The sequence below is a fragment of the Peristeroidobacter agariperforans genome, assembly GCF_004138335.1.
GTDB lineage: Bacteria > Pseudomonadota > Gammaproteobacteria > Steroidobacterales > Steroidobacteraceae > Steroidobacter > Steroidobacter agariperforans.
Window position 1 is genome coordinate 2,745,227 of the sequence record NZ_RYFW01000001.1, and the last position, 13,294, is coordinate 2,758,520.

At 62.1% G+C, this 13,294-nt stretch carries 16 protein-coding genes; 7 read left to right on the forward strand and 9 right to left on the reverse strand.

The window, feature by feature from the left end:
- Position 1: 1 nt before the first annotated feature.
- From EK373_RS11965 to EK373_RS12000, 8 genes are read right to left on the reverse strand one after another with little or no spacing between them, the layout of a single operon-like run.
- Complete coding sequence (locus EK373_RS11965) at positions 2 to 313, reverse strand: Rieske (2Fe-2S) protein (protein WP_129642869.1); 312 nt, start codon at positions 311 to 313, stop codon at positions 2 to 4.
- Positions 313 to 864: a putative Fe-S cluster assembly protein SufT gene (gene sufT, locus EK373_RS11970; protein WP_129642870.1), complete on the reverse strand. Its 552-nt coding sequence runs from the start codon at positions 862 to 864 to the stop codon at positions 313 to 315. The genes EK373_RS11965 and sufT overlap by 1 nt, the downstream gene beginning before the upstream one ends.
- Before the next feature lie 12 nt (positions 865 to 876).
- Positions 877 to 1,323, reverse strand: a complete 447-nt coding sequence (gene sufU / locus EK373_RS11975) for a Fe-S cluster assembly sulfur transfer protein SufU (RefSeq protein ID WP_129642871.1) — start codon at positions 1,321 to 1,323, stop codon at positions 877 to 879.
- Between the two features lie 15 nt (positions 1,324 to 1,338).
- Entirely contained in the window at positions 1,339 to 2,592 is a 1,254-nt protein-coding gene (locus EK373_RS11980; protein ID WP_129642872.1) for a cysteine desulfurase, read from the reverse strand.
- A complete protein-coding gene (gene sufD / locus EK373_RS11985; RefSeq protein ID WP_157994333.1) occupies positions 2,589 to 3,911 on the reverse strand; it encodes a Fe-S cluster assembly protein SufD in 1,323 nt (440 codons plus the stop codon). Before sufD ends, EK373_RS11980 begins: the two co-directional genes overlap by 4 nt.
- Entirely contained in the window at positions 3,908 to 4,660 is a 753-nt protein-coding gene (sufC, locus tag EK373_RS11990) for a Fe-S cluster assembly ATPase SufC (protein WP_129642874.1), read from the reverse strand. Before sufC ends, sufD begins: the two co-directional genes overlap by 4 nt.
- 46 nt (positions 4,661 to 4,706) lie before the next feature.
- A complete protein-coding gene (sufB, locus tag EK373_RS11995) occupies positions 4,707 to 6,164 on the reverse strand; it encodes a Fe-S cluster assembly protein SufB (RefSeq protein WP_129642875.1) in 1,458 nt (485 codons plus the stop codon).
- 20 nt (positions 6,165 to 6,184) lie between these two features.
- On the reverse strand, positions 6,185 to 6,646 hold the full coding sequence (locus EK373_RS12000; RefSeq protein WP_129642876.1) for an SUF system Fe-S cluster assembly regulator: 462 nt from the start codon (positions 6,644 to 6,646) through the stop codon (positions 6,185 to 6,187).
- Positions 6,647 to 6,949: 303 nt separating this feature from the next.
- On the opposite strand from EK373_RS12000, the gene EK373_RS12005 reads away from it, so the two are divergent.
- Genes EK373_RS12005 through EK373_RS12035 form a run of 7 tightly spaced genes read left to right on the forward strand, consistent with a single transcriptional unit; the run spans position 6,950 to position 12,389 of the window.
- The gene (locus tag EK373_RS12005) at positions 6,950 to 7,969 is read left to right on the forward strand and encodes a class I fructose-bisphosphate aldolase (protein WP_129642877.1); all 1,020 of its coding nucleotides are present in this window, start codon (positions 6,950 to 6,952) and stop codon (positions 7,967 to 7,969) included.
- A 56-nt stretch (positions 7,970 to 8,025) separates the two neighbouring features.
- Entirely contained in the window at positions 8,026 to 8,877 is an 852-nt protein-coding gene (locus EK373_RS12010) for an ABC transporter ATP-binding protein (protein ID WP_129642878.1), read from the forward strand.
- Positions 8,874 to 9,641 (forward strand): lipid asymmetry maintenance ABC transporter permease subunit MlaE, encoded by a 768-nt coding sequence (gene mlaE / locus EK373_RS12015; protein ID WP_129642879.1) that lies wholly within the window; start codon positions 8,874 to 8,876, stop codon positions 9,639 to 9,641. The genes EK373_RS12010 and mlaE overlap by 4 nt, the downstream gene beginning before the upstream one ends.
- Positions 9,642 to 9,655: 14 nt before the next feature.
- Positions 9,656 to 10,183 carry an outer membrane lipid asymmetry maintenance protein MlaD gene (gene mlaD / locus EK373_RS12020; protein WP_129642880.1) on the forward strand — a complete coding sequence of 176 codons (528 nt, stop codon included), beginning with the start codon at positions 9,656 to 9,658 and terminating at the stop codon, positions 10,181 to 10,183.
- On the forward strand, positions 10,180 to 10,860 hold the full coding sequence (locus EK373_RS12025; protein WP_129642881.1) for an MlaC/ttg2D family ABC transporter substrate-binding protein: 681 nt from the start codon (positions 10,180 to 10,182) through the stop codon (positions 10,858 to 10,860). The genes mlaD and EK373_RS12025 overlap by 4 nt, the downstream gene beginning before the upstream one ends.
- Positions 10,860 to 11,201: an STAS domain-containing protein gene (locus tag EK373_RS12030; RefSeq protein ID WP_129642882.1), complete on the forward strand. Its 342-nt coding sequence runs from the start codon at positions 10,860 to 10,862 to the stop codon at positions 11,199 to 11,201. Before EK373_RS12025 ends, EK373_RS12030 begins: the two co-directional genes overlap by 1 nt.
- A 42-nt stretch (positions 11,202 to 11,243) precedes the next feature.
- Positions 11,244 to 12,389, forward strand: a complete 1,146-nt coding sequence (locus EK373_RS12035) for a pyridoxal phosphate-dependent aminotransferase (RefSeq protein ID WP_129642883.1) — start codon at positions 11,244 to 11,246, stop codon at positions 12,387 to 12,389.
- A gap of 62 nt (positions 12,390 to 12,451) precedes the next feature.
- On the opposite strand, the gene EK373_RS12040 is transcribed toward EK373_RS12035, so the two are convergent.
- Positions 12,452 to 13,219: an MlaA family lipoprotein gene (locus tag EK373_RS12040; protein WP_129642884.1), complete on the reverse strand. Its 768-nt coding sequence runs from the start codon at positions 13,217 to 13,219 to the stop codon at positions 12,452 to 12,454.
- Positions 13,220 to 13,294: the final 75 nt, after the last annotated feature.

A 13,294-nucleotide genomic window follows, 5' to 3' on the forward strand; every position in this document is an offset into this window, starting at 1 on the left:
CTTAGTCGGTTTCGATCTCGACCATGCCGTCGTCACTGACGCGGGTTGGATAAGTCCGCACAGGCTCGTAAGCGGGTGGCGTCATCGCCGCGCCAGTGCGCAAGCAAAAGCGGGCGCCATGGCGGGGGCAGATGACGACGTCGCCGTCGACCGCACCGCCGGCCAATTCGCCGCCGTCGTGCGTGCAAAGGTCGTCGATCGCGTAGAACGTGCCGGCGATATTGAACACGGCGATCAGTTGAGCGTCGATCTCGGTCTGCGCGTAGTCGCCCGGCGCGATCGAGGCCGCGGGAGCCACGGGATGCCAGGTCATTACATCATTCCCGTCTGCAGCCGCGCCGCTTCCGACATCATGCTCTGATTCCAGGGCGGATCGAACACCAGCTCGACATCGGCGCGCGCCACGGTGGGCACGAGCTCGACTTTGTCTTTGACATCCTGCACAAGTACTTCGCCCATGCCGCAACCGGGCGCAGTCAAAGTCATCTTGATGTCGGCGATGCGATCGCCTTCGGGCGTGTGCATGATGTCACAGGTGTACACCAGGCCCAGCTCGACGATGTTGATGGGAATTTCCGGGTCGTAGCAGGTGCGCATCTGATCCCACACCAGTTGCTTCACGTCCTCGTCGGTGGCGTTGGGCGGCAGCTCGGGCGCAAGGCTCGGCTCCTTGCCGAGCGCATCCGCATCCTTGCCGGCGACGCGAAACAGGTTGCCCTCCACGTAAACCGTGAAGCTGCCGCCGAGGGCCTGAGTGATGAAGCCTGTTTTGCCTTCGCGCAAGGTCACCGGGATGCCGGCGGGAACCATGATGGCTTCGACGTCGCGCTGTAGAGTTACAGGTTCGTTGTCGTGGCTGTGCATGAAAGAAACTAACTACTCTGTAGTCACCGGTTCGGCGGCGCGATCCAGCGCCGCGTTCAACGTGTGCCAGCACAAGCTCGCGCATTTCACGCGAGCCGGAAACTCGCGCACGCCCGAGAGCGCAGCGAGCTTGCCAAGCCTGGCGGGATCGACGACGGCGTCGTGCTGGGTCAGCAGCGTATGCACGTCGTCGAACAGCTCTTTAATTTCCGACTTGGTCTTGCCTTTGACGGCTTCGGTCAGCAACGAAGCCGACGCGACCGAGATGGCGCAGCCGCTGCCTTCGAACTTCACATCGGTGATGTGCTCGCCCTTGAGATTGGCGTACATCGTCAAGCGGTCGCCGCACAGCGGATTGTGGCCGTCGGCGTGCACGTCGGCAGGCTGCAGCTTGCCGAAGTTCCGCGGATGGCGGTTGTGATCGACGATCACGTCGCGATAAAGATCTTTCAGATCCATGTCGTCGTCCGGGGCTCAGCCCAACACTTGACGAGTATGTTCGAGCGCGGCCACGAGCCGATCGATTTCCTCGCGCGTATTGTAGAACGACATCGATGCGCGCGCCGTCGCCGGAACCCTGAAGAAGTCCATCACCGGCATGGCGCAGTGATGTCCGGTGCGGATCGCGACGCCCTCGGTATCGAGAATGGTGCCGATATCGTGCGGATGAATGCCGTCGAGCGTGAACGACACAACAGCCGCTTTGTCCGCCGCCGTGCCGACGATGCGCAGGCCCGGCAGGGCGCTCAGGCGCTCGGTCGCATATTCGAGCAGCTCGTTCTCGTAGGCGGCGATGCGCTGCATGCCGATCGTTTCCAGATAATCGATGGCGGTCGCGAGACCGATTGCGCCGGCGATGTGCGGCGTGCCGGCTTCGAACTTCCACGGCAGCTGATTGAACGTCGTTTTCTCGAACGTCACCGATAGAATCATGTCGCCGCCGCCCTGCCACGGCGGCATGGCTTCCAGCAGCTCGCGCTTGCCGTACAGCACGCCCATGCCCGTCGGGCCGAGCATCTTGTGACTGGAGAAGCAGTAGAAGTCGCAGCCCAGCGCCTGCACGTCGACCGCGGTGTGCGGAATGGCTTGCGCGCCATCGAGCAGCACCGGCACGCCATGCTGCTTGGCGACCTTGATGAATTTCTCCACCGGCACGATGGTGCCCAGTGCATTGGAAACATGCGCCAGCGCTAGCAACCTGGTGCGCGGGCCGATCAGCTTCTGGAACTCGACGAAATCGACTTCGCCGGCTTCGTTGATCGGAATGACCTTCAGCACGGCGCCGACCTGATCGCGCAGCAACTGCCACGGAACGATATTGGCGTGATGCTCGAGCGCGCTGATCAGGATCTCGTCGCCAGCCTGGAAGCCCGGACGAGCGAAGCTCTGGGCGACCAGGTTCACCGCTTCGGTCGTGCCGCGAACGAAGACGATCTCTTTCGTGTCGCGGGCATTGATGAAGCGACGAATCGTCTCGCGCGCGCCTTCGTAAGCATCCGTCGCCCGCTGGCTCAGCGTGTGGACGCCACGGTGCACGTTGGCGTGATCGTGCTCGTAATAACGAGAGATCGCTTCGATGACTGACTTCGGCCGCTGGCTCGACGCCGCGTTGTCCAGGTACACCAGCGGTTTGCCGTTCACCGTCTGGTGCAGGATCGGAAAGTCGCGCCGGATGGCGGCGATATCGAGCGCAGTCGCGCTCCGCGTAGCTGTAACAGCTGCGTTCATGCCTTGGCCTCGTTAGCTAGCTTGAACCGCTCATCGATCTGCTTCTCGAGCGCCGCGCGCACGGGTTCGAGACCGATGGTCGAAAGAATGGATTCGGCGAACGCCCGGATCAGCAAGGCGCGAGCGTTCGATTCCGACAAGCCACGCGAGCGCAGATAGAAGAGGGCGGTCGCATCGAGCTGACCGGTCGTCGCGCCGTGGCTGCATTTCACGTCGTTGGCGTAGATCTCCAACTCAGGCTTGGTGTCGATCTCGGCGGTCGGCGAGAGCAGCAGGTTGCGGCTCGACTGCCGCGAGTCGATCTTTTGCGCATCCGGCCGCACGATGATCTTGCCGTTGAAGACGCCACGGCCTTTGCCGCCAGCGATGCCTCGATAGTCTTCTTCGCTGGTCGTGTGCGGGGCGACGTGATCGATGCGAGTGTGCGCGTCGAGGTGCTGATTGCCCATTGGCGTAAACAAACCAAACAGCGCCGCGTGAGCACCGCTGCCTTCGAGCAGCGCAGTGATGCCAGTCCGGCCCAGGCTTGCGCCAAGCTGGATGTCATGGATGGAGTAGCGCGCGTCCTTCGCCAGCTTCGTTTGAATGTGGCCGATGTGGAAGGCGCGAGGCGCTTCCCGCTGCCCTCGATAGTGGGTGATGGCGCCACCGGCAGCGATTTCGAGACGAGTCACCGCGTTGGTGAAATATTCCGCCTCGTTGGCGCCAAGATAGTGTTCGATGATGGTCGCGCGACTGTTCCGGCCGGCGCGAACCATGACGCGCGGATGGCTCATGCAGCCTGCCGCCGCACTGGTCGACTGGTGCACGATGTAGATCGGCGCGTCGAGAATCGCGTTATCCGCGAGATTCACGACGACGCCGTCTTCGAAGAACGCCAGGTTCAACTGCTCCAGCGCATTGCCGGTGAGTTGATCGTGTTCCTTCAGATATGCGGCGACGGCTGCAGGCTCACGCTGCAACCATTGTTTGAGCGTCAGCACGGTCACACCCGGCGGCTGTGCGGTCTGCAAGGAGAGGGCAGGCAGCCAGTGGCCGTTGACCAGCACGATGCGAGTTCCCGTCGTCGTCAGCCATTCGGGCTGATGAGCGTCGAGCGCGGACGCATCTGCAGGCGTGAACGAGCGCGTTTCCAGACGACGCAGGTTCGTGTACTTCCAAGCCTCGTCCCGCTGCGTCGGAAAGCCGGTCGACAGGAACTGATCGAGCGCCGCACGGCGCAGCGCCGTCAGCTCGTCATTACCTTGCCATCGCGCATCGAACGCGGCCTTGTACCGGTCGACGGGCGATGCATTGCTCTTGGCGCCTACAGCACTCACGCCGCGGCCTCCTGTTTCACCCAGTCGTAACCGCGCTTCTCCAATTCCAGCGCCAGCGACTTGTCGCCGCTCTTGATGATTTTGCCGTCGGAGAGCACGTGGACATGATCCGGCTCGATGTAATCGAGCAGCCGCTGGTAGTGCGTTACCAGCACGATTGCCCGATCCGGGCTACGCAGACTGTTGACGCCATTCGAGACGACGCGCAGTGCGTCGATGTCCAGGCCGGAGTCGGTTTCGTCGAGCAGCGCGAGCGCCGGTTCGAGCACCGCCATCTGCAGAATTTCGTTGCGCTTCTTCTCGCCGCCCGAGAAACCTTCGTTGACGCCGCGGTTCAAGAAGCTTTCGCTCATCTGCATGAGCTTCATCTTCTCGCGCACTAGCGTGAGGAACTCGAACGCGTCCATCTCGGACTCGCCGCGATGTTTGCGAATGGCGTTGAGGCCGGCTTTCAACAAATAAACGTTGTTCACACCGGGGATCTCGACCGGGTATTGGAACGCGAGGAACACGCCTTCACGCGCGCGCTCCTCGGGCGCCAGGCTGAGCAGGTCCTTGCCTTTATAAGTGACGCTGCCATCGGTGACGGTGTAACCCTCGCGGCCGGCGAGAACCTGAGCGAGCGTGCTCTTGCCCGAACCGTTCGGGCCCATGATGGCGTGCACTTCGCCCGCGCCCACTTCGAGGTCGAGGCCCTTGAGCACCTGCTTTTCGCCGGCGAGCGCGTGGAGATTCTTGATACTGAGCATAAGTGGTTGGCAGTTGGGGGTTGGCGGTGGCTCACGTCGGCGCTTTTTAGCCGACGCTTCCCTCGAGGCTCACGGCGAGCAGGTTCTGCGCTTCGACGGCGAATTCCATCGGCAGTTCCTTGAACACGGCCTTGCAGAAGCCGTTGACGATCATGTTCACCGCGTCCTCTTCGGAGATGCCGCGGCTCAGGCAATAGAACAATTGATCGTCACCGATCTTCGACGTGGTCGCTTCGTGCTCCACGCTCGCGGTCGGCGTGCGCACTTCCATATAAGGGAAGGTGTGCGCGCCGCATTTGTCACCCATGAGCAGCGAGTCGCACTGAGTGAAGTTGCGGGCGTTGATGGCGCTCGGCAGAACCTTCACCAGGCCGCGATAAGCATTCTGGCCGTGACCGGCCGAAATGCCTTTGCTAACGATCGTGCTGCGCGTGTTCTTGCCGATGTGAATCATCTTGGTGCCGGTGTCGGCCTGCTGATAATTGTTGGCCACGGCCACCGAGTAGAACTCGCCGACCGAGTTGTCGCCGGTCAGGATGCAGCTCGGATATTTCCAGGTGATCGCCGAGCCGGTCTCGACTTGGGTCCAGCTGATCTTCGAGTTCGCGCCACGGCACTCGCCACGCTTCGTGACGAAGTTATAAATGCCGCCGCGGCCGTGCTCATCGCCCGGATACCAGTTCTGCACGGTCGAGTATTTGATCTGCGCGCCTTCCAGTGCGATCAGCTCGACGACGGCAGCGTGCAGCTGATTCTCGTCGCGCATCGGCGCCGTGCAGCCTTCGAGATAGCTCACATGCGAGCCTTCCTCGGCGACGATCAGCGTGCGCTCGAACTGACCGGTCTTGGCCGCGTTGATGCGGAAGTAGGTCGACAGCTCCATCGGGCAGCGCACGCCCTTCGGCACGAATACGAATGAGCCGTCAGTGAACACCGCCGAGTTCAAGGTCGCGAAGTAGTTGTCCGTGTAGGGCACGACGCTGCCGAGATACTTCTCGACCAGCTCCGGATATTTCTGCACGGCTTCGGAGAACGAACAGAAGATCACGCCGGCCTTGTGCAAACGTTCCTTGAACGTGGTCGCGACCGACACGCTGTCGAACACCGCGTCGACGGCCACGCCGGCGAGGCGGGCGCGCTCATGCAAAGGAATGCCGAGCTTGTCGTAGGTCTCGAGCAGCTTCGGATCGACTTCTTCCAGACTCTTCGGCGCATCCGCCTTGGGCTTGGGCGCCGAATAGTAGGAAATCGATTGATAGTCGATGGGCTGGATGCGCAGGTGCGCCCACTGCGGCTCCTTCATGGTCAGCCAGTGCCGGTACGAGCGCAGGCGCCAGTCGAGCATGAATTGCGGCTCGCCCTTTTTGCGCGAGATGAAAGTAATGACGTCCTCATCCAAGCCGGGCGGGACGGTGTCGGATTCAATGTCCGTGACGAAGCCGTGCCGGTATTTCTGAGCGACCAGGGCTTCTAAAGTCGGATCGGTTTGCGGATTGCTTGCCATTGCTAACTTCAACCCAAAAATTAATCGTGCGAGGCGCGCAGCAGCCGGGTGAGCGGGACGGTGGTCGTCGTCACGCCGTGCGTCGTGCCGGCCAGTTCGGCCAGCGAAATGTCGGTGAGCGCGCGCCGGATGGCGGCATTGACCTTCTGCCAGGTATGGCCGACCGAGCATTTCGACTCGAGCCCGCAGGTGCTGTGCGAGCCGCTGCACTCGGTGATGGCGAAGGGCCCTTCGAGCGCGTCCAGGATCCGGGCGGCGGTGATTTCGCCCGGCGCCTGTGCCAGTTGATAACCGCCGTGGCTGCCGCGCGTGGAGACGACCAAGCCGCTCCGCTGCAGCTTTTTCAGCAGCTTGCTCACCGTGGGCAGCCCGATATGGGTGGCCTCGGCGACTTCCGTCGCCGTCCACAAGCGGTCCGGTTGCCCTGCGAGGCGGGCAAGAATCACCGTGCCGTAATCGGTCAGCTTGCTAATGCGAAGCATGGGAATTCCATCGAGAGGTTCGGTGGAGGATATGGGACCATTCTAGTCCCAATACAACCCCCAAGCCAGAGTCCTGTCCGTCCCGACCCGGCGTTGGGCTTGGGTTGCGTCAATTTTACCGGCAGGAAACCCGCCAACGGCCTTGTAGTCCAACGTTGTCGTTCCGCTACAACACTTGTACCGGCCGGAGCTGAAGGCGATTTGCTATCCTACGCCCCCCAAAACTTGAGGCTTGCCGTTTGGGCCGACGCTGTTGCGAGCGTCGCGTCGCGCGCAAGCTCACCCCTGAAGGCGGAGGACAGTATGAATCGCTCTGAGCTCGAATCGATTGCGCGTGCAATGGTTGCAAAAGGCAAAGGCATCCTGGCGGCTGATGAATCCAGCGGCACCATCAAGAAGCGCTTTGACAGCATCCAGCTCGAATCGACCGAGGAAGCGCGCCGTACCTACCGCGAGATGTTGTTCACCACGCCCGATGCGGCGAAGTACATCAGCGGCGTCATTCTTTATGATGAAACCCTGCGCCAGAAGACCAAGGACGGCACGCCGTTCGCGCAGTACCTGACCAAGCTGGGCGTGGTCCCGGGCATCAAGGTCGACATGGGCGCTAAGCCGCTGGCCGGTTTCCCCAACGAAACGATCACCGAAGGCCTCGATGGTCTGCGCGAGCGTCTGGCCGAATATCACAAGCTGGGCGCCCGCTTCGCCAAGTGGCGCGCTGTGATCGACATCGCCAAGGACATCCCGACGCAGTTCGCCATCGACGCGAACGCGCATGCGCTGGCCCGTTACGGCGCGCTCTGCCAGGAAGCAAACATCGTTCCGATCATCGAGCCGGAAGTGCTGATGGACGGCGATCATTCCATCGAGCGTTGTGAGGAAGTGACGAGCGCCGTGTTGAAGTCGGTGTTCGAGCAGCTGGATTCACACCGCATTCATCTCGAAGGCATGATCCTGAAGCCCAACATGGTCATCTCGGGCAAGAAGAACGCCGCGCGCGCCGGCCGCCAGCAGGTTGCAGAAGCCACTGTGCGCACGCTGAAGCGTTTCGTGCCGAGCGCGGTGCCGGGCATCGCGTTCCTCTCCGGCGGCCAGAGCGCTGCCGAAGCCACCGAGCACCTGAGCTTGATGAACAAGATGGGCAATCTGCCTTGGGAGCTCACCTTCTCGTACGGCCGCGCTCTGCAGGACGAAGCGCTGAAGGCGTGGGGCGGCAAGCCGGATCAGTTCGCTGCTGGCCAGAAGGCCTTCGCTCGTCGCGCCAAGTTGAATGGCGATGCGCGCAACGGCAGCTACACCGCCGCCTCGGAGCAGGCTGCTTAAGCCTGGCGTAAGTATGGGCGGAGACAATGCATCGCGTGTTCATACCGGGGTCGTGAATGGTCTCTGCTGTTAGCACCGATGCGTCTTCCGCCCAATCCGCCGCCGCTTCCGAATCGCTCATCGAGATTCGCGATGTGCACTATTCGGTCGGCGGCCGGAGCATCTTTTCCGGCCTGAATCTGTCGATTCCGCGCGGCCGAATTACCGCGCTCATGGGACCGAGCGGCACGGGCAAAACCACACTGCTGCGCCTGATGACCGGCCAGATCAAGCCGACGCGCGGCCAGATCCTGTTCGACGGCATCGATGTCTCGGCGCTCAAGACGCGTGAGCTGTACGCGCTGCGCCGGCGCATGGGTATGCTGTTTCAAAACGGCGCCTTGCTGACGGACATGAGCGTGTTCGAGAACGTTGCGTTCCCGCTGCGCGAGCACACCGATCTGCCGGAATGCTTGATTAGAAACATCGTGCTCACCAAGTTGCAGGCCGTCGGCTTGCGAGGCGCTGCGCAGTTGATGCCGGCGGAGCTGTCGGGCGGCATGAATCGGCGCGTTGCGCTCGCCCGCACCATGGCGACCGATCCCGAAGTGTTGATCTACGACGAGCCGTTCACCGGTCTGGATCCGATTTCCATGGGCATGATCGTGCGTCTCGTGCGTCACATGAATGCCGCGCTCGGCATTACCAGCATCGTCGTGTCGCACGACGTGCACGAGCTTTCGGACCTCTCCGACACCAGCTATATCATCGCCGGCGGCAAGGTAGCTGCGGCAGGCAAGTTGAACGAGTTGAAAGGTCACCAGTCCGAAATCGTCAACCAATTCCTCAACGGCCTGCCCGACGGGCCGGTGCCGTTTCATTATCCGGCGGCTGACTATCAGCAGCAGCTGCTGGCGGACTCAGAATGAAAATCGTGCGAGAGCTGGCGGACAACGCGGGCGACTTTGCCGCGACGGTCGGCGGCGTCACCTTGTTCCTGGGCCGGCTGCTCCGGCAGATTCCGGCGGCGCTGCTGCGTCCGTCCCTGATCGTCGCGCAAGTCCATAATACCGGCGCTTTGTCGCTCGTCATCATCATGACCTGCGCGTTGTTCGTTGGCGCCGTGCTCGGCTTGCTGGGCTACGACACTCTGCTGCGGTTTGGGTCCGAAGATGCGCTTGGGACCGTGGGCGCACTTGGCTTGGTGAAGGAGTTGGGCCCGGTCGTTACCGCCTTGTTGTACGCCGGTCGCGCGGGCACGGCGCTCGCTTCCGAACTCGGCCTGATGCGCGCGACCGATCAGCTGACCGCGATAGAAATGATGGCGGTCGACCCGATGCGCCGTGTGGTCGCGCCGCGCTTCGTCGGTGGCGTCATTGCGATGCCGCTGCTGACGGTTGTCTTCATCGCCATCGGCATTTTCGGTGTGCAACTGGTCGGTGTGCAGAACTTCGGCGTGGATTCGGCCTCGTTCTGGTCGCAAATGCGCGCCAGTGTGGAGTTGAACGATATCGCCGAAGGTGTGATCAAGGGTTGCGTGTTCGGTTTCGCGTGCAACCTGATTGCGGTGTACGAAGGCTACAACGCGATTCCCACCGCAGAAGGCGTGGGCCGCGCTACTACGCGCACCGTGGTGATTTCGGCGGTGCTGACCCTGATGTTGGATTACATGATCACAGCTGTAATGCTGTGATCTGCGGAGCGATTATGCGTTCGACACGCACTGTAGAGATCTCGACCGGACTGTTCGTGCTGCTGGGCTTTGCGGCACTGTTCTTCATGGTTACCCAGATTACCAACCGTGAACTCTCGGTCGATGGCGCGAGTTATGACGTAACCGCCCAGTTCGAGAACATCGGCAGCCTGAAGCCGGGCGCCGCCGTCTCGATGGCCGGCGTCACGGTGGGCCGGGTCGATTCCATCAGCTTCGACCAGAATGTTTACAAAGCCGTTGTGAAGATGCGGATTGCCTCCAATTACAACCGCATACCGAATGACAGCGATGCGGCCATCATGACTTCGGGCCTGCTCGGCGGCCAGTACGTGGGCATCACGGCCGGCGGCTCCGAGGAGTTCCTGAAGAGCGGCGACCGCATCACGCTGGTGCAGGACGCGCTGGTGCTGGAGAACCTGATCAATCAGCTGGTCGCCAGCTTCATGAAGCGCGACAACTCGGACGACGCCCAGCAGGGCGCCGAGGGCGGACAGAACAAGACGGAGGAAGCGAAGCAATGAGTATCTTCGTGAAGCAGAGTCGTAGAAACATTCTCGCGGCAGGTTTGTCGCTGGTCGCCGCGCTGGGCCTGTTCGCAGGCTCCGCACAGGCGCAGGACGCCGCCAAGCTCGGGCCGCAGGAGCTGGTCTCCAAGGTCGCGAACGACACGCTGAAGGACCTGGACGCGAATCGCGCGGAATACGCCAAGAACAAGGGCAAGGTCCGGGAGCTGGTCGACAAGAACATGCTGCCGTACTTCGATACCGCGTACTCGGCGCAGCTGGTGCTGGCGAAACACTGGCGCACGGCGACGCCGGAACAGCGCAAGCGCTTCGTCGAGGCGTTCTATCAGTCGCTGCTGCAGAACTACGGCGAGGCGCTGCTGGAGTTCACGCCGGATCGACTGAAGATCCTGCCGTTCCAGGGCAACCCGGCCGACAAGGTTGCGACGGTGCGCACGGAAATTCGTCGCGACAACGGCAGCCGAGTGCCGGTGAACTACTCGCTGCGTCAGACTGACAACGGCTGGAAGGCGTACGACGTGCAGATCGAAGGCGTGTCGTATGTGAAGTCGTTCCGCACCGACTTCGGCGCCGAGATCGACCAGAAGGGCCTCGAGGCGGTGATCCAGCGTCTGGAGCAGCAGGTCGCGAGCGGCACGGTCAAGAAGCCGACCGAGAAAGCGAATCCGGCCTGATGAACGCGAAACCGGCAGCGACCCCGGGTCCCGCCAAACTTGAAGCGCTCGGCAACGGGCGCTTCAAGGTTTACGGCGCGCTCGACGCCGATACCGCGACTGACCTGCTCAAGCGCAGCGAGGCGGCCTTCAAGGATGCGGGTTCATCGCTCGACATCGATCTGGCGAATGTGCCCGAAGGCGACAGCGCCGGCCTGGCATTGCTGATCGAATGGCTGCGGCTGGCGAAACACCGTCGGCAAACCATCCACTTAAAAAATGTACCGCCGCAGATCGCGGCGCTGGCTCGCATCAGCGAAGTCGACAATCTGCTGAACGGCAACGGCTCCAAGCCCGCCTGATCGGTTCATAATGTGGGCTCCGCCAGCAGGCCGGTGCCCCGCATGCTCTCCCAAGTCGACACGTTTCAAGCCCTCACGATCAGTCGCCTCGCTCACCAGTTGCAGGCGCAGGGCCGCTCGGTCATTCACATGGAGTTCGGGCAACCGTCGACCGGCGCGCCTCGGGCGGCAATCAAGCGGGCCCATGAAGTGCTGGATATCGATCCCGGCGGTTATTGGGAGAGCACCGCTCTGAAGGCGCGGCTCGCGAGGCACTATTTCGACAGCTACGGCGTCACGGTCGAGCCCGAACAATTCATACTGATGTGCGGCGCTTCGCCGGCGCTGACGCTGGCGTTGACCGCGACGTTTTGTGCCGGCGACCGGATTGCGCTGGCTCGTCCGGGCTATGTCGCCTATCGCAACACGCTGCGCGCGTTGCACCTCACACCGGTGGAGATTCCTTGCGGGCCTGAGTCGCGATTTCAGCTGACCGCGTCCGCTCTGGCTGCACTCGATCCCGCGCCCCAAGGTGTGATCGTCGCGAGCCCTGCGAATCCCACCGGCACCATCATTGTTCCTGCCGAACTGGACGCGATCGCGCGCGTCTGTCGTGAGCGCAATATCACGATCATTTCGGACGAGATCTATCACGGCCTGAGCTACGTCGGCCCGGCGCGCTCCATGCTGGAGTTCGAGCCGAACGCGCGCATCGTCAACAGCTTCTCGAAATATTTCAGCATGGTCGGCTGGCGCCTGGGCTGGTTGCTCGTTCCCATGGAACATCTGCCTCGCGCCCGCGCGTTCATGAGCAATTTGTTTCTAACGGCTCCGTCGCTGAGCCAGCACGCTGCGCTCGTGGCGATGGATTGTCGCGACGAGCTGGAAGGTTATCTCGCGACCTATGCCCGCAATCGCCAGCTGCTGCTGCAGGCGCTGCCCAAACTCGGCTTGAACAACATCGCCCCGCCCGATGGCGCGTTCTATATCTACGCGAACATCGCTCACCTCACCGACGACAGCGTCTCCTTCTGCCAATCGCTGCTCCGCGACACCGGCGTCGCCACCGCCCCCGGCGTCGACTTCGACCCCGTCGAAGGCCACCACTACATGCGCTTCAGCTTCGCCGTCTCGACGGCGGAAGTCGAAGATGCGATTGCTCGAATCACGCCGTGGTTTGCTGAGCGAGAGCGCAGCCGCGTTGCCTGAATCCTCCAAATGAAAATCCCGGCCAAGGCCGGGATTTTCGTGAGTAGAGCAGCAATCGCTCCTTACTGCGGCGGAGCTTCAGGCGCTTCTTCCGTCGCGCCTTCTTCGGGCTCCTCGCCCATCACATCTTCCAGCGTTTCCGGGGGCGGGTTGCCGTCGAAGATGTTGAATTCGCGTTGCTGGACCCAGGCGTCGCGGATGAAGACGTATGGGTCGTAAGTGCGCTGTAGGGTGTCGTCCAGAGGCAGCAGCTCCGAGCGGGTGTGGATCGGGCTGATGATGCGCTGGGCCCAGTCCGCTTCCCAAGGCAGGTCGGTGTATTGCAGCGGCGTGGTGAACCAGTCGACTACTCGCGAAGGAGCGTCGCGCACGGAGGAGGGGCCGAACAGCGGCAGGTTCACGTAAGCGCCGGAGGGCACGCCCCACACGGCCAGGGTCTGGCCGAAATCCTCATCGTTCTTTTCCAACCCGAGCGGCGTGGCCACGTCGAAGATGCCGGCGACGCCGAGTGTGCTGTTGAGCAGGAAGCGACCGGTGTCCTTCAGGCCCAGCAGGACTTTGCCCTGCAGGAACTGATTGATGAAGGTGCCGGGGTACTCGAGATTGCTCAGCACATTGCCGATGCCGGTGCGAACGAATTGCGGGGTGACCTTGCGGTAACCCTTGGCGGCCGGCTTCAACGCCGCCTTGTCGACGGTGTCGTTGAACTTATACACACCGCGATTGAATCCTTCGAAGCTCTCCTTGTTGGTAGTGCGACCTGGAGCGCTGGCGCAGCCGGCGACAGCGAGGGTAAGCAACAGGGGCGCAGCGCGCAGTAACGTGGACATGCGTCGTGAATCCTTCAAACAAACAAAATCAGGTGGACGCCGCGAGCCGGCAAAATCAATCGCGAACGGGCTTCG

Coding starts and splice junctions, on each gene's coding strand:
- EK373_RS12040 (WP_129642884.1), bottom strand. CDS start 13,219: ATGTCCACGTTACTGCGCGCTGCGCCCCTGTTGCTTACCCTCGCTGTC.
- sufB (WP_129642875.1), bottom strand. CDS start 6,164: ATGGCAAGCAATCCGCAAACCGATCCGACTTTAGAAGCCCTGGTCGCT.
- EK373_RS11980 (WP_129642872.1), bottom strand. CDS start 2,592: ATGAACGCAGCTGTTACAGCTACGCGGAGCGCGACTGCGCTCGATATC.
- EK373_RS11965 (WP_129642869.1), bottom strand. CDS start 313: ATGACCTGGCATCCCGTGGCTCCCGCGGCCTCGATCGCGCCGGGCGAC.
- mlaD (WP_129642880.1), top strand. CDS start 9,656: ATGCGTTCGACACGCACTGTAGAGATCTCGACCGGACTGTTCGTGCTG.
- sufU (WP_129642871.1), bottom strand. CDS start 1,323: ATGGATCTGAAAGATCTTTATCGCGACGTGATCGTCGATCACAACCGC.
- sufT (WP_129642870.1), bottom strand. CDS start 864: ATGCACAGCCACGACAACGAACCTGTAACTCTACAGCGCGACGTCGAA.
- EK373_RS12000 (WP_129642876.1), bottom strand. CDS start 6,646: ATGCTTCGCATTAGCAAGCTGACCGATTACGGCACGGTGATTCTTGCC.
- EK373_RS12005 (WP_129642877.1), top strand. CDS start 6,950: ATGAATCGCTCTGAGCTCGAATCGATTGCGCGTGCAATGGTTGCAAAA.
- EK373_RS12025 (WP_129642881.1), top strand. CDS start 10,180: ATGAGTATCTTCGTGAAGCAGAGTCGTAGAAACATTCTCGCGGCAGGT.
- EK373_RS12035 (WP_129642883.1), top strand. CDS start 11,244: ATGCTCTCCCAAGTCGACACGTTTCAAGCCCTCACGATCAGTCGCCTC.
- EK373_RS12030 (WP_129642882.1), top strand. CDS start 10,860: ATGAACGCGAAACCGGCAGCGACCCCGGGTCCCGCCAAACTTGAAGCG.
- sufC (WP_129642874.1), bottom strand. CDS start 4,660: ATGCTCAGTATCAAGAATCTCCACGCGCTCGCCGGCGAAAAGCAGGTG.
- EK373_RS12010 (WP_129642878.1), top strand. CDS start 8,026: ATGGTCTCTGCTGTTAGCACCGATGCGTCTTCCGCCCAATCCGCCGCC.
- mlaE (WP_129642879.1), top strand. CDS start 8,874: ATGAAAATCGTGCGAGAGCTGGCGGACAACGCGGGCGACTTTGCCGCG.